The 16,956-nt window shown below is 61.6% G+C and carries 24 protein-coding genes and 1 tRNA gene; all 25 read right to left on the bottom strand.

The window, feature by feature from the left end; translation table 11 throughout:
• Positions 1–124 precede the first annotated feature (124 nt).
• The gene (locus HDG37_RS28140) at positions 125–889 is read right to left on the bottom strand and encodes a hypothetical protein (protein ID WP_184053199.1); all 765 of its coding nucleotides are present in this window, start codon (positions 887–889) and stop codon (positions 125–127) included.
• A 249-nt stretch (positions 890–1,138) separates the two neighbouring features.
• Complete coding sequence (locus HDG37_RS28135; RefSeq protein ID WP_184053196.1) at positions 1,139–1,840, bottom strand: hypothetical protein; 702 nt, start codon at positions 1,838–1,840, stop codon at positions 1,139–1,141.
• Positions 1,837–2,793 (bottom strand): HipA domain-containing protein, encoded by a 957-nt coding sequence (locus HDG37_RS28130; RefSeq protein WP_184053193.1) that lies wholly within the window; start codon positions 2,791–2,793, stop codon positions 1,837–1,839. Before HDG37_RS28130 ends, HDG37_RS28135 begins: the two co-directional genes overlap by 4 nt.
• 850 nt (positions 2,794–3,643) lie before the next feature.
• Complete coding sequence (locus tag HDG37_RS28125) at positions 3,644–4,144, bottom strand: hypothetical protein (protein WP_184053190.1); 501 nt, start codon at positions 4,142–4,144, stop codon at positions 3,644–3,646.
• Between the two features lie 160 nt (positions 4,145–4,304).
• The gene (locus HDG37_RS28120; protein ID WP_184053189.1) at positions 4,305–5,150 is read right to left on the bottom strand and encodes a hypothetical protein; all 846 of its coding nucleotides are present in this window, start codon (positions 5,148–5,150) and stop codon (positions 4,305–4,307) included.
• A 303-nt stretch (positions 5,151–5,453) separates the two neighbouring features.
• Complete coding sequence (locus HDG37_RS28115; RefSeq protein ID WP_184053186.1) at positions 5,454–5,765, bottom strand: hypothetical protein; 312 nt, start codon at positions 5,763–5,765, stop codon at positions 5,454–5,456.
• A complete protein-coding gene (locus tag HDG37_RS28110; RefSeq protein WP_184053183.1) occupies positions 5,758–6,093 on the bottom strand; it encodes a hypothetical protein in 336 nt (111 codons plus the stop codon). Before HDG37_RS28110 ends, HDG37_RS28115 begins: the two co-directional genes overlap by 8 nt.
• A complete protein-coding gene (locus HDG37_RS40105) occupies positions 6,065–7,990 on the bottom strand; it encodes a DUF927 domain-containing protein (protein ID WP_184053180.1) in 1,926 nt (641 codons plus the stop codon). The genes HDG37_RS28110 and HDG37_RS40105 overlap by 29 nt, the downstream gene beginning before the upstream one ends.
• Positions 7,987–8,334: a hypothetical protein gene (locus tag HDG37_RS28100; RefSeq protein ID WP_184053177.1), complete on the bottom strand. Its 348-nt coding sequence runs from the start codon at positions 8,332–8,334 to the stop codon at positions 7,987–7,989. The genes HDG37_RS40105 and HDG37_RS28100 overlap by 4 nt, the downstream gene beginning before the upstream one ends.
• Complete coding sequence (locus HDG37_RS28095; protein WP_184053174.1) at positions 8,331–8,726, bottom strand: hypothetical protein; 396 nt, start codon at positions 8,724–8,726, stop codon at positions 8,331–8,333. The genes HDG37_RS28100 and HDG37_RS28095 overlap by 4 nt, the downstream gene beginning before the upstream one ends.
• Positions 8,716–8,988 carry a hypothetical protein gene (locus HDG37_RS28090; RefSeq protein WP_184053171.1) on the bottom strand — a complete coding sequence of 91 codons (273 nt, stop codon included), beginning with the start codon at positions 8,986–8,988 and terminating at the stop codon, positions 8,716–8,718. The genes HDG37_RS28095 and HDG37_RS28090 overlap by 11 nt, the downstream gene beginning before the upstream one ends.
• Positions 8,978–9,163 (bottom strand): hypothetical protein, encoded by a 186-nt coding sequence (locus HDG37_RS28085; RefSeq protein ID WP_184053168.1) that lies wholly within the window; start codon positions 9,161–9,163, stop codon positions 8,978–8,980. Before HDG37_RS28085 ends, HDG37_RS28090 begins: the two co-directional genes overlap by 11 nt.
• Positions 9,156–9,443, bottom strand: a complete 288-nt coding sequence (locus HDG37_RS28080; RefSeq protein WP_184053165.1) for a hypothetical protein — start codon at positions 9,441–9,443, stop codon at positions 9,156–9,158. Before HDG37_RS28080 ends, HDG37_RS28085 begins: the two co-directional genes overlap by 8 nt.
• Positions 9,436–9,669: a hypothetical protein gene (locus HDG37_RS28075; protein ID WP_184053163.1), complete on the bottom strand. Its 234-nt coding sequence runs from the start codon at positions 9,667–9,669 to the stop codon at positions 9,436–9,438. Before HDG37_RS28075 ends, HDG37_RS28080 begins: the two co-directional genes overlap by 8 nt.
• Positions 9,662–9,883, bottom strand: coding sequence for a hypothetical protein (locus HDG37_RS28070; protein WP_184053160.1), 222 nt, complete (start codon positions 9,881–9,883; stop codon positions 9,662–9,664). The genes HDG37_RS28075 and HDG37_RS28070 overlap by 8 nt, the downstream gene beginning before the upstream one ends.
• 228 nt (positions 9,884–10,111) lie before the next feature.
• On the bottom strand, positions 10,112–10,378 hold the full coding sequence (locus tag HDG37_RS28065; RefSeq protein WP_184053157.1) for an XRE family transcriptional regulator: 267 nt from the start codon (positions 10,376–10,378) through the stop codon (positions 10,112–10,114).
• Between the two features lie 171 nt (positions 10,379–10,549).
• Positions 10,550–10,786 (bottom strand): transcriptional coactivator p15/PC4 family protein, encoded by a 237-nt coding sequence (locus HDG37_RS28060; RefSeq protein ID WP_184053153.1) that lies wholly within the window; start codon positions 10,784–10,786, stop codon positions 10,550–10,552.
• A complete protein-coding gene (locus HDG37_RS28055) occupies positions 10,783–11,517 on the bottom strand; it encodes a KilA-N domain-containing protein (RefSeq protein WP_184053150.1) in 735 nt (244 codons plus the stop codon). Before HDG37_RS28055 ends, HDG37_RS28060 begins: the two co-directional genes overlap by 4 nt.
• Positions 11,518–11,520: 3 nt before the next feature.
• Positions 11,521–11,784, bottom strand: coding sequence for an AlpA family transcriptional regulator (locus HDG37_RS28050; protein ID WP_184053147.1), 264 nt, complete (start codon positions 11,782–11,784; stop codon positions 11,521–11,523).
• Between the two features lie 110 nt (positions 11,785–11,894).
• On the bottom strand, positions 11,895–12,545 hold the full coding sequence (locus HDG37_RS28045) for a hypothetical protein (RefSeq protein ID WP_184053144.1): 651 nt from the start codon (positions 12,543–12,545) through the stop codon (positions 11,895–11,897).
• Positions 12,542–13,795 carry a site-specific integrase gene (locus tag HDG37_RS28040; protein WP_184053141.1) on the bottom strand — a complete coding sequence of 418 codons (1,254 nt, stop codon included), beginning with the start codon at positions 13,793–13,795 and terminating at the stop codon, positions 12,542–12,544. Before HDG37_RS28040 ends, HDG37_RS28045 begins: the two co-directional genes overlap by 4 nt.
• Positions 13,796–14,007: 212 nt before the next feature.
• Positions 14,008–14,097 (bottom strand) — tRNA-Ser (locus HDG37_RS28035).
• Positions 14,098–14,151: 54 nt separating this feature from the next.
• On the bottom strand, positions 14,152–15,381 hold the full coding sequence (hemW, locus tag HDG37_RS28030; RefSeq protein WP_184053138.1) for a radical SAM family heme chaperone HemW: 1,230 nt from the start codon (positions 15,379–15,381) through the stop codon (positions 14,152–14,154).
• Entirely contained in the window at positions 15,378–16,040 is a 663-nt protein-coding gene (gene rdgB, locus HDG37_RS28025) for an RdgB/HAM1 family non-canonical purine NTP pyrophosphatase (RefSeq protein WP_409260251.1), read from the bottom strand. Before rdgB ends, hemW begins: the two co-directional genes overlap by 4 nt.
• A complete protein-coding gene (rph, locus tag HDG37_RS28020; RefSeq protein WP_090801456.1) occupies positions 16,037–16,774 on the bottom strand; it encodes a ribonuclease PH in 738 nt (245 codons plus the stop codon). The genes rdgB and rph overlap by 4 nt, the downstream gene beginning before the upstream one ends.
• Positions 16,775–16,956 lie beyond the last annotated feature (182 nt).

Here is a 16,956-nt window from a genome sequence, read left to right as displayed (position 1 = left end):
GATTGCAGTGAGTTCATGAGCGACCGTCAATAAATGCGTCTTGCGTTGCGGCGCTTAACCTGACCGCCTTTGGAACGTCAAAAATCAAGCAGTACATGAGTGCTGCGCAGGAGCCGATTCAGCCCTAGCGTTCAGGCTCGTCGTGATCCCGGCCCCGGTTCCTCTGACGCTGCTGTTCGAACTGACGAGACTGCGCGGCACTGGCCTGTTCGTTGACCTGTCGTTGAGCCTTGACTGCTGCCTTCGCCAGTTCGGGCTGTCGGTCCCGCACGCGCTCCTGAGCGACCGCACTCGGAAACGGCAGATCCGGTACCCATGTGGTGTCGCCCTTGCCGTACGTCTCCGCCGTCTTGCGAATGAACGTAAGCGCATCGGCCGCACGATCAGCCTCTATCACGAGCACTCCGCGCTGCCGTTCCCACTTGTCGCTGACGAGACGCCGCAACGCTGACGGGCGGGCTTTGTCGTGCTCGGCCAGCGCGTGCCGCGCGTCCTTGACGGCCTGTTCGCGCCCGGCCACCGCCTCGGCGATGTAAGCCGCCTGTTCGCGCACCACCTCGCGCTGGTAGAGGGCGAGTACACGGTCGGAGAATACTGCCCGCAGCTTGTCCTGCTTCGCCTCAGGCTGGTCCTTTATACGATCCTCGAACTTTGCCCATAGCTGATTAACCGTTCCCGGGTTCTTCGCGTCAATTGCTTCTGGTGTTAGTTCTGCGTGGAGCGGCTCGATGACGGCGATCACCTCGCCGGAACGCACTGCGACTTTAAGCACGCTCGCCAAGTCATCGGCGGCCGTAGTGAGACGGTGAAACTGGATGAAGCTCAGCGCATTGTTGCGCGCGATACTATTCCCGGGTGTCGGCGCGAGATCCGACAGTGAAGCCCGCAAGAAGGCGTCGACGTCGGCCTTGCGGGACGCTCCCCGATAGTCCGTGTGGTGATATAGGTCGCAGCGGCCGTCAGAACCTAGGTCTACTCTAAGTGATTGCATTCGGCACCTTGCCAGATCGCTTCATTCGTGACGGAGTCAACTTAGCAGATCGCAAGGCGCCTATGTTTTTGGGATGCTCGCGCCAATGAAAAAGCCGACCATCGCGGGTCGGCTTTCTCTTGTCGATAGCGGGGCTAGGAGTCGGACCTACCGATACTCGAGTCGGACATAGACAAGGGGGCGCTCCGGCTTCCCGTTTAGACGTTCTATTTTCGCGGAGAGGTGTCCCGTTGAGGCCCACTTTGCCACGCGGGCGCGAAGAGCCCGATTTACGTAACCAAGCGGTTTCCCATGATGGACGACAAAAAGGGCGTCGCGCTCAATCGGATTTTCGCGATCGACTGCGAACTCGACTTCGTCGCCAGCCGAAACATCGGACAGGTTGAGCCCGTGCACATGTCTCACACCGGCCAGTTCAGTGACATAGTCAAATGAGCCTGGCTGGTCGGGAAAATCCGGCACCACTGCAAAGCCATCACTGGGCAAAGCAGCTCCGGTGTATCCCAGCAAGGCAAGGTCTGACAGCGGAAAAGGATCGGGTAATCGATGCTTCGCAAGGAAGTCGCCGAAATCTTCCCGCCTACGTGGTGGCAGGCGTCGCGTGAACGCGTCGAGCACGCCGTGGCGATGCTCAACCGTGCTTGGTCTGAAGGCGGGATACCCGACAAAGCCACACTCAACCGCAGCCTTGTAATCGTCGGTCTCGGGCAGGTACCGTAATACGGTTCCCTCGTCGCTCGGAACGATCTCGGCGACGACTCGCCGCGTCCGCGCGTGCGGTTCGGAGATCGGCGGTTGCCAGGTCAGCAACAACCGGCTCGGCTCACGAATATAGGTAAGGCGGCTCATAACATATTTGCTCGCAGCAGCGCCAATCTGCGCGCTATCAGTCGGCGCACAAAATCAGCGCGTCCAATCGAAAGAGGTACATCCCCGCCGAGTTCAATGAGATCCTGCAGCAGCCTCGGCAATCCCGCTTCAAGCAAGTTTAGACGTTGGACGACAATCTCGCGCGTCCCGGGCCACACAGTTAGCGCGTGGCGAACCAGTTCAGCATGCTTGGCAGATGCAAAACCTTCCAGACGCGTTTTCCCCATGTGGTGCATGCCGCGCTCGATGTATCGGTCCACATCGCCCTCATTCCATCCTTGTACACGATCAATAAAGCGTTCGTGCCCCAAACTGGTTCCATTGTCGAAGAGAGGTGCAACGTGACAGATCACGGATACATCGTTCTCGACGGGAGAAAAAACGAATCCCCAGTTGTCCTGGTGGCGATCTGTGTTCCCGATCACGGCATCAAACACCAGCATATCGGCCAGCCACTGTCGCCAGTCGCCCTTCAACATTTTCCCGATGGCCATGGCACGCAGCAGCCCCGCCGCGTCGGTCAGGTTGTGCTGTTTGCCTTGTGTGCGCTCAAAATCCGGAACGATGGCTTGCAGAAAATCCCCCGCGTGTACAAAGCGTTGGTGATCGTCATAAAACCATTCGATCAGCGCAGCAGAGTACCCCGTTCCCGAATTAACAGCAGCGAAAGCCGGAGGCACCTCTAGCCCCATGCAGCATCCCACCCGGTACGCAATGACTTCGCCCCAGAACTGGTCGGGATAACTGCGCTTCGAGCGCTTAAACAGATACCGCTTCAACGGCACGAGGCATTCATCGATTTGCTCGCGCGGCGCGAACACTGCTTCTTTGGCTCGCGCGCCCTGCGGAAACACACCGAACTCGGCATCAGCGTCCCAATGTACAACGTCAATAATGTGCCGCTGTCGCTTCGGGATGATTGGCTGAATCATGTCTCGATGCCTTTGCAACAGACGCCCGCCGTCGCTCGAAGAAGTAGGAGGCGAGGATGCTATCAGACTTCGTCGAAGCCCCGTGCGAATGGTTTTCGCTGCCCGCCGGGAGCGGCTGGCGTCGGTATTTCTTCACAAATCGATTTCCTAACAATTACCTTTCAATTTCGTTGAAGGCTTTCCCATCAAGGGTTTTCGGGCAGCATGCAGCGCCAAACCGGCCACCCAAAACGCCATTTTTGGCGTTGCCGGACCGGCAACCACGTTGCGTTGCGCACACTCGCAAAACAGGCCAGTCACAAGCCAGTCAAACTAATCGCCTACTTTTGTGGCAAAAATCGACCGGTCCGGCATGTCGAAAATCGCTGCAAGCCTTGTGCAGAAAGGCTCCGAAAGGGTCATGCAAAAAACTCATGAAGTCGATTGTGAGTGTGACTGGCCCCCTTTCAGGACCGAAAATTACTTAAAGACCGCGCGTTGCAGCATTCCCCGCGCTGCGTCGGGCCTCCGGAAGGACCCGCGACCCCGCCGGGCTTGAAAAGGATCCTCCCAATCCCCCCGGACGCCGGTCGCGCGCCCATCGCGGGCGGGCCCCCGCGCGGCGAGATAGCGGCCACGCCCCACCTTTACGGAAACGCCCTCGGCTATCAACGGGACGCAACCGGCGGTAAATCCACCATCGCAACGACAGGCGTAAACTGTTCGCGGGATTACTGCGCGAGTGCCCGTTACCTCATGCAAAAACCCGCAGAGTCTGCGGCCGTAGTTTCGACTCACGGCGCGGCAGGCACAAAGCCCCGGCATTAGCCGGGGCTTTTTTATGGGTGCGTCGATCGTCCAGACCTATCAGTCAACCGTCATCGTGCAAAGGGTCGATGGCCGCCCCCTGATTTTTGCCGTACCTGTCCCACAACCCGCGTGCGCGCTCGGTGAATCTCTCGCTTGCCGGCTGGATCGGTTGTGCGACCGGCGCAAGTGCACTGGGCTCCTCCGCTCCCGTTTCCGCCCGATTCTTCCCGTATTTGTCCCACAGTTCCGCCGCCCGCGTGGCAAACGTCTGCCCTGCCGGCGCATCCGGGTTTCGGTGCCGGCCTCCGCCCGCCAGTATCGTCGCCGCGGCCTGTGGCGAAAGGCAGGGCGTCAAGGCAAGCTCCCGCGCCGTGTCCGGCTGGGCTGCGGCGTGCGGATGGTTCAGGATCGCAAAAATTCGTTCGCGTTCGGCGCGTGCTGCCGGGTGCTCTGACGGGGCGTATTGGGACGGCCCGCCCGTCAGCTCCAGCTGTGTCGGCGCTGTCTTGGCGGCGGCGCCCGACAGGCCGCGTGTCCGAGAAAGTGGATGTCCAATACTCACGATTTCTTCCTTTGAATGTTCAGGTGTAGGGGCGCTCCTTGCGCTCGCCAATACGGCCGTGCGTTACTGTTAGCGCCTCCGCGTCAATGATGCGAACGACACGGAGGCAATACCAAAGGCGGGCGATGGCAGGGCCGCCCTCGGGTCACATCTGGAGGCGTTAGCCTTCCTGCACCATTCCCGGATCGAGATTCAGCCGGATCGTTCGCGGCTCGCCCTCGGGCGGTGCATTCGGATCGCCGAACGCGTGGATCACTGTCGACTCCCTTCGGTTGCGTTCGTTCTTCGCCCGCGACGCCTCCTCCATTTCGGCCATTCGTCGCTGCGCGTACGTGGGCCCACGCGGAGCCGGTCGGACGACCGCGCCGACCGCCTCAAGCTCGCTGAAAAGCGCGTCGTAGTGCGACAGGACAGCCTTGTTGCCATAGGAGCCGAAATAGACTTCCGATTGAGCGCCCACTGCCGATCCGATCTTCAACTTTTTCGCGAACCGTTCGATCGAATAGTCGCTACCGTTGTTCGCTTCATCAAACTGGCGGAGCAACCGCGCCGCCGCGGCGCACCGAAACACCGCATCGGAAAGACTTTCTATCGCCGCGTTGACCTCCTGTTCGCACGCCGACATTTCGCCCTTGAGCGCCTCGTAGGCGGCGCGGTCGCGGGCATTCACAAGTTGGTCACGTTTTGCCCCCAGGGCGGTCAGCCGTTGTTCAATCAGTTCAGTCGCGCCCGTCGCAGCCTCGAGATTCAAGGCTTCGGCCTTGCCCGTTCGTTCGAGGCGCTTCAATTCTTCGTCAATGTCTGCCGTGTCCGGCGTCTGTTCATCAATGAACGCCTGAGCTGTAATCTGGCTACGCTGCGCCCGCAGTTCTTCAACGCGAGCCTTGTGCGCAGTTGCTGTCGCGATCGTCTCCTGCGCCCGCGTGAGCTTCGCCTTCGTGGTGGAAATTTCAACCGTGTTTTGTTGAATGGCCGCTTGTGCGGCCTGTACTGCACTCGTGTCCATACGTTTTCTCCAGTTAGTAGTGCTTACGGGGTACGTTATACGCCGGTTGGTCATCATCCGCGTGTGTGCGAATGGCTGAATTTCTAGTTCAAAGCGGACGCTATCTCCTGTTCAGGTTGGCATCGGTTGACGCGCCGCCGAAGCTCAAGCGCCCGCTTCTGGGAGCATCCCACATGCCGCCGGATGTCCGCGACCGTCGCTCGCACGCGACCGGCCAGCGCAGACAGGCTTATAGCGGTCGCTGTCGCGGTCGCCGCCAGTATCGCTGCAGCATTCCAGCGACGCGGGAATGCTGCAGCGTAGTCATCGCTTGCCTCCCCGCACCATTGCGTCAATCGCCACCGCGAGAACGGTCATAGCGGATTCGGACGCCTCACGCGCCTGCAGTTGAGGCGGTAGCGTGCCATCGCCTGGGCCGATGCGGTACAGGCGCTCGTGGCTCGTGCCAACAGAGGCGCAAACATGGATTTCGCCGGATTCGAGCCATTTCGATAGCACCGCCCGAACACTTCTCGGGCGCGCATCGATTACCGCCGCGATCTGCGCGGCCGTGCGGGCCCGGCCGTCCTTCATCAGCGCGCGTATCCAGTCGGGCAGCGTTCCGGGTTCACGCATCACGCCTCCGAGCATCAAAGCCGCCCATGCGCCACGTGCGCCGCTTGACGGCATCGCGCGCCGCCGCTTCGGCCCGCGCCTCGGCCAGTCGTCCTGTGAAGTAGTGCAGATCCGGCAGCAGCGCGGCGAGCGGGCCGCGCACAGCAGCGGTCAATACCTCGTCTCGGTACAACTGCGGCCAACCCTCCAGGCTTGATAACTCCTCGATCATGCCGACCAGCTCCGCGCGCATCCGGCGCACGTCATCCGCCGAAAGGTATGGGCCCCATGGGAGAAACACGCCCTTGTTTAGTTCGTTTTCAGCTTCCGCCTGAGTCACTGCGTCCATTGCCCATTTCGCCCGCAACTTGCGGGCAAGTATCGTGCAGGTCGTGGGGCTTGATTTCGCCGATTTCATCAAGCGCGAGCAGCGTATCGGTGTGCAGAGAGCCAGCCGCTTCGAGACCATTTGACGTCGACCGCCACGTGCGTTTGTAGGCGGGACTACCCCATGCCGAAAGCGACGCATACAGCGACGTACTCTTGCCGGTCGATGAATCGCTATAGAAGTGCAGGCCCGCGCCTTCCATGTTCAACAGTGCGAGTAGCGGACCAGCGAGCCCCGCGCTGATTGCGAGCATCAGTAGCGGATTGCCTTTCGCGAGCGCCGCGACGCCCGATTTCCACGCCTCGAACGTTCCCGCAATCCCGTACGGGGCGGTGCGTCCCATCGACTGAAACCAGATATCGTCAGCGCCGATAACCTCATCGGGTAGTACGAAAGCCTCCGCGCACCAGCCGGTCACTGTCGCGGCCCGCATCGTCTGTTCCGGATGCTGACCGGCAATGTAGCCCAGCACGCCGCCGCGGTTCTTGAGGTCGAACATGACACCCTCCGACAGCAGTACGCCGCGCGCTTCTCCGCCGTCGCCTGCCAGCATCGACATCGGCATCGACCATTTCTTCCAGCGCCCGGAAGGTGATACATACTCGAGCAGGCGACCATAGTCGCCATCCTGCGGGTTGCGCGTGATTGCGCGCACATAGAGCGGGGTCGAGATCCACTGATTTACGAGCGTGGGGCGCTCGTCACCCTTGCCGGGCTTGACCCCGTGGTAGTAGACACCTGGCTTGATGCGCTTGCCGTCGATTTCCAACTCGCTGCGGCAAACGCTCCAACATGGACGCTCGTCCATACCGGGGAATGTTGTCGGTTCCGGCATCGCAGCAGCACCCACGCACGCGCGTACCGCTTCGACCCCGCGCAGCGTGAGCAGGTCGTTAATGTCGGTGGCGCCCTCGGGCCGTTCTTCACCGAAGTCGGGCACCGCCAGCGCGCCGCCGACAGCGCGCGCGGCCTCTACCGCCTTGTCCGCGCCGTTGCCGATCTCGCCAAGAAGGAGGATGGCCGCCTCGGGGTGCGCGGCGCGCATCGCCTGCGCGACCTTTGAGAGATTGCCCGCGGACAGCGCCGCAACCGCCAGGTCATCCGGATACGCTTGTTGATGCGTCTGCGCGCTCCCGATTCCCTCGGCAATCGCGATGCGCTGTTGTCGCCCAGTCGGCGCGGATGCCAGCCAGCACCCACCCGATTTCACACCATTGGCCAGCGCCGATTTCCGCCCGTCGACGTCGATCATTTCCAGACTCGTTACCTGCCCATCCCGCTCGATGCGGGCAATCAGGATGCGCCCGGACAGTTCCTCGCCTGATTGCTTCGGACGGTAGCCTAACAGCGCATGCAGCCGTGGCGCGTCGATCTCGCGCAGCATCGGCGTGGCGTTGAGTCCCTTGCGCACGAGATACGGATGATCGTCGCGGGACGGCCCGGCCGCGCTCCAGATGGCGATAGCCAGCGTCGCGGCCTCGCGCTGCCGGGTCAACGTATTCGCCTCGCTTCGCACCGCCTGCGCCTTGCGCTGCGCGCGGCGTTGCTCCAGCACGGCTGCATCCACGACCGGCCCGGCGTGTGCAGCCGGTTCAAAGCCGTAATGGCTGGCAATCCCGTATAACGTGCCGATCCTGATTCCGCCGTCCGCGCGCAGCGATTTCCACGTGTCGCGGGCGTCCGTTGCTTCGTAGCACTCTGCGCCGCGACTCCAGGCGTCGAAAATGTCGAACCCGGCATCGCCGCACTCATGTTTGATCGCCGCGGCGATGCGCCACCACTGTTCACGCTCGATACCCGGCGGAATGACCGCTAGCGCAGCCTCGATCCGCTGTTGTTCGTCAATAATCGCGCTCACTCGTCGCCCTCCGTCAAGGTAGTGTCAAGGTTGGGGAATCTGCGTACCGAACAGGGCAACCAGGCCACCCGAAAGAAGTGGACCGATTCGTACTCCGCAAAGTCGTCACTCCATCCCGTGAGCATGGCGAAAAGTGCGTTTGCCAGTTCGTCCTCAATCCACCAAAGCTGTTCGGGGCATTCCCCGATCGACTTCACAAAGGTCTGATTGATTACGAGCAGTCCATTCGGCAAAAATCGCGTTTGACGGCACAGCTCAGCAAGCGTCAACTTTGCCGGCCGGGACAATCTGAGGTATGCGGGATCATCCGCGAACTGCGATTCGATGTTCATTACTTCGCTCATTGAGCCTCCTGCTGTGAGGAGTCCTCATTGCTATGTTTACGCAAAGACGCGTGCAGGTTCATGGTCGCCGCCGGGAATTCGGTATCGGGCGACTCCAGCCAGCACAGCAGCGTCCGCGCGGCTTTGATTGCTGCGGCGCGTGAGTGGTCGAAGCGCCCCTCGAAAGTGACGTGATAGATCCCGTTCGCGGCTGTCTCGATTACGATGCGTCCCGGCTCCACGGTGCGTTGCTCGGCCCAACGTCGCTCGCGACGAATGATGAGCGGGTTCGGGATGCACTTTGGACGGCGGCCGGGGCCGCGTGTCTGCCTCACCGGCTCCCGGTGGATATTCGGGTAGCGATCGGCGAGCATCAAAACGCTGGCGTGCTGTGTAGAGAGGTCAGGAGCCATGGCGTTCCGCTTCCAGCGTAAAGCGCTCAAAGTGCTCATGGGCTTCGTCGGCGGCCTGCTCCGCGATCCGCGCGCCGAGTTGCGCAACGGTGCGCTCTGGGGACAATTCGGGCATCCCGCCAGCCAGCATCAGGAACAGGCTGGAGAGCTCGTAAAGGCGACCGTGCATGTCCGCAAAGCGGTCGCCGGCATCGTCCACCAGTGCGAGCAATTCCTTGTCGTCGCGCGGTTCGAGTGGTGCAGCGCTGGCTTCAGTGGACATGGCTCTCCTCCATCTTGTCGAGGGTCGTAGCGAGCGCTTGCGCCAGCTCGAACAGGTGGAAAACGATTGTGCGAACCGGAAGGCTTTCTGTGGCGTCATCAGGCATCGCAGCGTGCAGCACTTCAGCGACGCTGCAAATTGTCCACGCCTGCATGGTGAGATCGAACTTATCCACGTGTCGCCTCCGCCACCACAAGTACAGCGTGAACACGATCGGCTTCGGCTTCGACGTTGGACAGCGCGCTTTCCGACAGCCAGCGCCCAAGGTTCGCCAGGTCAACAACTGTTTGAGCGGGAGAGTCAGCCAGCTTTTGAATGGCTGTGAACAGCGCGTTGGCATACGCGAACTGTTCAATGGCGACAGCACTTATATCGGCAATGCCGTTAGAGACTTCCTCGAAATGGGATTTCGCGCCGCCGGCCGGTTGCTGTTTCGTGCGGGTCGGGTTAGCCATGTGCCACCTCCATGCCGCGCACCAAGGTTGCACGGACGTCGCCCAGGCTATCTTCGAACAGGCCGAAAAGCGCGACTTGCGCGGTGGTTGACATGCCGGCGAATTGCTCAGCGACTTCCTCCAAACTCAACAGGCTGGCCAACGCCTGCAACTGGTCGACGCGGATAATGGCCTTGTCAGTCGCGTATGTGCTGCATGCGTCGTGTTTTGTGGTGAGTTCAGACATTACCGACCTCCGCGCGCTTGAGCTGCTTTTGCAGGAGGTTGCGGGCGAGCGCGACAAAGCGCGGGGCATCCTCGGCGTCGATCCGCAGTTCGCCGTAGCTCGTCTGAATCGTGAAGCCTCGTTCCATGTCCGGAACCTGCTTTGCCAGTGCGTAGCCGATGCGGTCGATTTCCTCATTCGTGAGGGCTGCGGGCGTAGTCGTGTTCTTACGCATGGCCGCCTCCGCTTACCGTGTAGGAGTACTTAGCGCTTTCGATACGACGAATTACGCCGGGATTATTTGCGGACATTTCCGCCAGCAAGCGCAGCGCGTCGCCGGTAATGTCGAGCGCGTCTTGATACGTCTCCGCGAGCGCGGCGGCGCGCAAGGCGTTGGTGATGATGGATTGAATTGGGGATTGCGCGCGGCGATCGCGGGCGCGGTGGGGCTCAGGTGGCGCGGTTATTCGGGTGTTTTCAGGTCGATCGTTGCGCCCACTTCGCGCATCAGCGTCAGCACGTGATCGACCTGCGCAGGAGAGAGCGCTACCAACGCGCAGGCCATAAACAGGTTCGCTGGTGGAATCCCCTGTTGTTTCGCTTCCTCCGCATACTCGCGCCAGCGACGTGCGCTCTTCAGGCCGAGAATGTTGGCCATCTGCGCGCCGGAAAAGCCGAGCTTCTCCTTCCATTGTTTCAGTTGCGCCACGGATGGCGGTTCGTAGAGCATGACGAGTCAATCCGATGCGCACGACGGCGCAAATATAGGGGTGCATAGTGTAGTTCCTTTCGGATGGCGGCCGCGCGGATGCGCTGCCCATGCGGGATAATGTAGGCGGATTCCGCCTATCCGTCAAGAGCCACACGCCGCCAACCGTCAATGAATTTTTCCGGGAAAGCATCAGTTGCCTCCCTGTGGCAGTTCGCGGCTGGCAAGCGTCAGCCCGCGCACAACCTCGGCGAGTTGATCCGGTCGAATGCTCACGCCGCTGCGCGATGGCTGATAGTCGCCGTTCTCGTCGGCGTACCAGACCCGCAAGTCGATGTATTCCTTGCCCTTGAATACCTTGTGCATGATGCGTAGGCGCTCGCGGGCGTTCTTCTGCAGATCCAGCACGGGCAGGTCGGATGCGATCATGCGTCACCTCCCGTCAGTTCCGTGCCGCCCAGCGAAAGTTGCGCCGGCATGCCGCCGAGCCTCAAGCGGTGGCGCTCGATCCGCGCGAAGTCTTCAGGTGTCGCGTTACCCGCCAGCAGGCGCTCACCGAATGCGGCTGCATCCGCGACCTGGGCGCACGTCATTTGCCGCGCGTGATTTACGCCGACATACAGGTTGAGCGATTCGTAGACCGTGTTGAACAGCAGCCCGTGACGCGCGACGATGGCGGCCACAATGGAAAGCAGCCCTTCGCGGTCGGGCGTCTCGCTACGCGCCTCTGGCGGCTTGTTCCAAGCCGTGGCACCGCCCCGCAGAATCCGGTTGATCGTTGCATCACACCAAACGGCAAAGCGGGTGTTCAACCAGCGAGCGAACGACACGGCGAGCTCTGGGCACAACCAGGTGCCGCTGTTACGCACGGCCCGAATAAGTGGGATTTCCTCACTTATTCCCAGCACCTCGCGGAGTACTCGCATGTACTCAACCGTAGAAGACAGGCGCAGCCAGTCCGTCGGGCGCTTGCTATATCGCTTCGCCGCATAGGTAGCGTTGAACCATCCGGAACTGTCGAAAGCCACGGCCCAGCCGTCGAAGTCCGCGACGATGACGCGCGCGCCGCCTGGCGCATCGGTCTGCACCGTGTTAACCTTGGTCCGGACCTCTGTTGTTTTTTGTGAGCTGCGCTTCGGCGTGGCTTTTTTTTCGTCCATCGCTCAAGCCTCCGCGGTGCTGGTGCTTGATGCCGATGCAGACGACGCGCCGCCATGCGTGCCGATGAGCAACGCACGCAGCTCGCCGACGTTCCAGCGGGTCGAGCCGCCGATTTTGATGGGCTTGGGGAGCGCGCCGCGCTTGGCGCGTTCCCAGACGGTGGAGACGTTACAACCGCAAAGGCCAGCGACAACGGTGTCACTGACACCGGCGGCGTTCGGGAGGCTGTCGAAGTTTTGAAAGGCGTGAGCGTCTGATTTTTTCATCGTATCGACTCGGAAACGCCCGGGATTGGGCGGGGTCGATATGGATTCTTTACCTCAATCAACGCTGGGATTAGCCTCTTTGCGAGCAGCCCCTAGGTCATGCGTGCAGACTACCTTGTTTTTTTCCAGGTTTTGACGTAGCCAAGCCGTGCATCAAAGCCCACAGGAACGATGCGACCTAGGTTCTCTGCGGCCCGCTCGTCGGTCAACTTATCGGCTTCATAGTGTTGTTTTAGCCACTCAATCGCATCATCGCGAAGGGCTCGATTCTCAGTGTGTCGCTTGTCTGCGGCGTTGCGCGCGCGCTCTGATATGATCGTTTGAGCCTTAGCGAGCGCTATCTCATGGATATGTCCACCGCTGATTTCAGGACTTTTTTTTTCTGTCTTGATCACGCCTTCGAGGGTGGCGGTTGTGTGCTGAGCCATAAGCAAGGCTTCCCACGCATCATCGCGAAAGCCGTCGTCTGCGAACCGCAACGCGTCGCCGATGTGCGCACATGCGAGCCGCACAAGCACAAAGCGTTGCTCTCGGCTATTTTCTTCGCCTGTCGTTTCGACGCTTTTGGCGTATTCGTCAAAGAACTGCCTCGCCGTCGGTTCTCCGTAATCGCGCGTCGTGTAAACGAACCCGTCAATGAAGTCTTGGAGGTCCATTACCACGCCAAGCTCATCCCAGATTTGATGAGCGGATACGATCAAGCTTCCGGCATTTTGATAAAGCCGGTCGTCGGGATTGTTGTGCTCTGGTCGTTCGATCATTCTTGCCTCGCCGCTCTATTGATCGGTATCACGTCGCCGCCTTCTATCCGCTTGGCGATGAATTCGGCCCAATCGGCCATCATCCGCCGGCGCTTCTCCAGCACGTCGCCGCGCCAGTACGCCGCTTCTGTCGCGTCGCCCTTGATGTGAGCAAGTGCCACCTCGGCCAGCTCGCGCGGATAGTTTGTGTACTCGCTTGCCCAGTCCCGGAACGTCGAGCGGAAACCGTGTGGCGTCGCCTCAAGGTCTTGTCGACGCATCAATTCCAGCAGTGACATATCGGACAGCGCGCGGCCCGATCGCGGGCTTGGGAATACCAGGTCAACGTCTTTCTTCCTCTCGATCGACTCCAGCAGGCGCACGGCGGCCGGCGAGAGCGGTACGCGGTGCTCTTTCTTCGCCTTCATTTTGTCGGCGGGCACAGACCAGACCTTTTTCTCCAGGTCGATTTCGGCCCACTCGGCAAAGCGTGCCTCGCCGGAGCGCGCCGCGGTCAATATCGAAAATTCCAGGCAGCGAGCGCTCACGCCCTCGGTCGAGCGCAGCGTCACCATGAATGCGCCCATCTGCACGATCGGCAGGGCGGGGTGATTGCGCACGCGCTTGGTCTTCTTCGGGGCAGATAGTAGCTTGTCGAGGTTGCCGCGCCACGCTGCCGGGTTCACGCCTTCATCGCGAAAACCTTTCACGCGCGCCCAATCGAGAATCGCCTCGATCCGACCGCGCAAGCGCGAGGCGGTCTCCGTCTTCGTCGTCCAAATTGGCTCAAGGATCTCCGTCACGTGCGCACGCGTGACGTGTCTGACCATCATCTTGCCGATGAGCGGGTATGCGTATTCCTCGAGTGTGTAGGTCCACTGGGCGCCGTGCTTGGAGTTGCGCCACTCCGGCTCTTTCGCCGTGATGAAGCGCTTCGCCGCTTGCTCGAACGTCATTTCAAGCGCCTGGCTCGCGCGTAGACGGCTCGCGGCCTCCTTCTTCTGCATGATCGGATCGACGCCGCGGGCGATGTCTTCGCGCACTGCCAGCGCCTTCGCTCGCGCCGCCGCGACGCCCATGCCAGATTCAGCGTAGGCGCCCAAGCCAATCTCGCGTCGCTTGCCGGCCACGGCGACGCGCAGCACCCATGACCGCGAGCTCTCGCTCGCGACTTTGAGATACAGGCCGTCCACGCCGCCCACAGGATGCTTTCCCAGCGTCGTTAATCGCTTCACGGCCAGCGGGCCGAGTTCCTTGGCTTTCTTTGGCATCGTTGCTCGTTATCGATCGGCGCACCGGCAGTCCACCATCTGGTCCACCAACGCTAGTCCACCATCCAGTCCACCATAAAATTTACGACTGAACGCGATTAATTGCAACGAAACCGGACGACTACATTTGGGAGTTTTGCGCTGAGAGCCTTAGCTGGTAAGGCTTTGCGCGATTGAATCGGATTGATCCGGACGGATTAAAACAAGCGTCCTGGCGGAGGCGGTGAGATTCGAACTCACGGAAGGATTGCTCCTTCGCCGGTTTTCAAGACCGGTGCCTTAAACCACTCGGCCACACCTCCAAGCCGCAAATTGTAACCTGAAAAGACCTCGTTGCGAGTCCGGCTGACCCGCCATCATTGCGGATCTTTCAGAAACAGCGCCTGCAAGTCGTTCAGGAACGCCTGCCCAAGCGGCGTCGGCGCGATCCGTTCGTGGTCGCGTGTGATCAGCTTGCGCTGTTCCGCTTCCTGCAACGCCGGCTCGATCGTCGTGATCGACAGGCCCGTGCGCTCGATGAACCGATGCACCGGAAATCCTTCTACCAGGCGCAGCGCGTTCAGCATGAACTCGAACGGCAGATCGCGCGGCCCGACCTCATGCTCTTCCTGCACGCTTGCACCAGCCCTGGCCTGCTCGATGAACGTGGTCGGATGTTTGTAGCGCGCCTGGCGCACGATGCGATTAGGAAACGAAAGCTTCGTATGCGCGCCCGCGCCGATGCCGAGATAGTCGCCGAAGCGCCAGTAGTTCAGATTGTGTTTGCTCTGCCGATGCGGCTGCGCATACGCGGACACCTCGTAGCGCCCGTAGCCGGCCTCGGCAGTGCGTTGATGAATCCAGTCCTGCATGTCTGCGGACGCGTCATCGTCGGGCAACGCGGGCGGAAACCTGGCGAATAGCGTATTCGGTTCGAGCGTCAGGTGATACAGCGACAGATGCGGCGGGGCAAACGACAACGCCGTTTCCACGTCGGCCTGACATTCGGCGAGCGTTTGCCTGGGCAGCGCGAACATCAGGTCGAGGTTGAAGTTGTCGAACGTGGTCGCGGCGACTTCGACCGCGTGGCGTGCCTGCGCCGCGTCGTGAATGCGGCCGAGCGCCTTCAGATGCGTTTCGTTGAAACTCTGGATGCCCACCGACAGCCGGTTCACGCCGCTCGCGCGAAACTGCGCGAACTTGTCGGCTTCGAACGTGCCGGGGTTCGCTTCGAGCGTGATTTCCGCGTCGGCGTCGAGCGGCAGTAGCGCGCGTATATCCGACAGCATCCGATCGAGCCCCGCCGCCGACAGCAAACTAGGCGTGCCCCCGCCGATGAACACCGTATGCACCTGGCGGCCCCAGATCAGCGGCAAGGCCATTTCCAGGTCGGCGCGCAACGCGGCGAGGTAGTCGTTCTCCGGGAACGTCTCGCCTTTCCACTCGTGCGAATTGAAGTCGCAGTAGGGGCACTTGCGCACGCACCACGGGAAATGCACGTACAGCGCAAGTGGCGGCAGCGACGTCAAACGGATGCTGCCCGGCGACGTGAACGCACTGACGACACCCTTGCCGATGTCCGCCGGCGTCGATCGGATCGGAATCACGCTTCCTCCGACAGACGCGCGAGCAGTTGCCGCAGCGCGATCGCGCGATGGCTGCTCGCGTTCTTGACCGCCGGCTCGAGTTCGGCGGCGCTCGCGTTCAGCGACGGCAGATAGAAGTACGGGTCGTAACCGAAGCCATGCTCGCCGCGCGGCGCGTTCAGGATTTCGCCGTGCCAGCGGCCTTCGGCGATCAGCGGTTCGGGATCGTCCGCGTGACGCACGAGTGCGAGCACGCAGTAGTAATAGCCGCGGCGGTCGTTCACGTCCCGCAGTTCGTCGACGAGGCGCGCGTTGTTCGCCGCGTCGCTTTTCTCGCCGCCGGCGATTTGCGCGAAGCGGGCCGAGTAGACGCCCGGCGCGCCGCGCAGCGCGCGCACGCAAAGGCCCGAGTCGTCGGCGAGCGCGGGCAGGCCGGTGAGCCGCGCAGCGTGACGGGCCTTCGTCAGCGCGTTTTCGACGAAGGTGGGATGCGGTTCTTCCGCTTCCGGCACGTTGAGCTCACCTTGCGCGATCAACTCGATGCCGGCCGCGCCAAGCAGCGCCGCAAATTCGCGCAGCTTGCCCGCGTTGTTCGACGCGAGCACGACCTTTTTCAGCGGCATTCCCGACGTTACGCCGTGAGCATTGTTCCCGCCACCGTCCTGACGAACCTCATTCACTGCTGCACTCCCAGCGCCTCTTTCTGCTTCGCGATCAGCGTGCTGATGCCGTCGCTCGCGAGATCGAGCAGCGCATTCATTTCTTCGCGCGAGAACGGCACACCTTCCGCGGTGCCCTGAATTTCGACGAAGCCGCCCGCCCCCGTCATTACGACGTTCATGTCGGTGTCGCACTGCGAGTCTTCGTCGTAGTCGAGGTCGAGCACCGGCACGCCGTCGTACACGCCGACCGAAATCGCGGCGACGTAATCCAGGATCGGCGAGCTTTCGATGCGGCCCGTAGCAAGCAATCTGGCGACCGCATCATGCGCGGCGACGAACGCGCCGGTAATGCTCGCGGTGCGTGTGCCGCCATCGGCCTGGATCACGTCGCAGTCGAGATTGAGCGTGCGCGCGCCGAGCTTCTCGAGATCGAACACCGAGCGCAGCGCGCGGCCGATCAGCCGCTGGATTTCCTGCGTGCGGCCGGTTTGTTTGCCGCGCGCGGCTTCACGGTCGCTGCGGGTATGCGTGGCGCGCGGCAGCATGCCGTATTCGGCGGTGAGCCAGCCCTGGCCGCGATCGCGCAGAAACGGCGGTACGCTCTCGCTGACGCTCGCGGTGCAGATCACCTTGGTGTCGCCGAATTCGACCAGCACCGAGCCCTCCGCATGCTTCGTGTAGTGACGCGTGATGCGCACGTCGCGCAACTGGTGGGGCTGGCGGCCGCTGGGGCGTTGGGTGTCGTTGCTCATGTCGGAATGGGTCGGGATGGGCTGGAGGAGGGCGGAGGAAAAACACTAATTTTACCGCCGATCGGATAGGGCGGTTGCCCATACGGATGGCTGCGACAAAAATGGGATAATGCCGATTCCCCGCCCCGCGTCTCGTACACGCCGGGCGATCCGCTTCTCAGGCCATCGTCTACCGCATGGCC

Source organism: Paraburkholderia sp. MM5384-R2 (assembly GCF_014201025.1).
In the GTDB taxonomy this organism is placed as follows: Bacteria; Pseudomonadota; Gammaproteobacteria; order Burkholderiales; family Burkholderiaceae; genus Paraburkholderia; species Paraburkholderia tuberum.
This window is presented reverse-complemented; position numbering and strand designations above follow the sequence as displayed.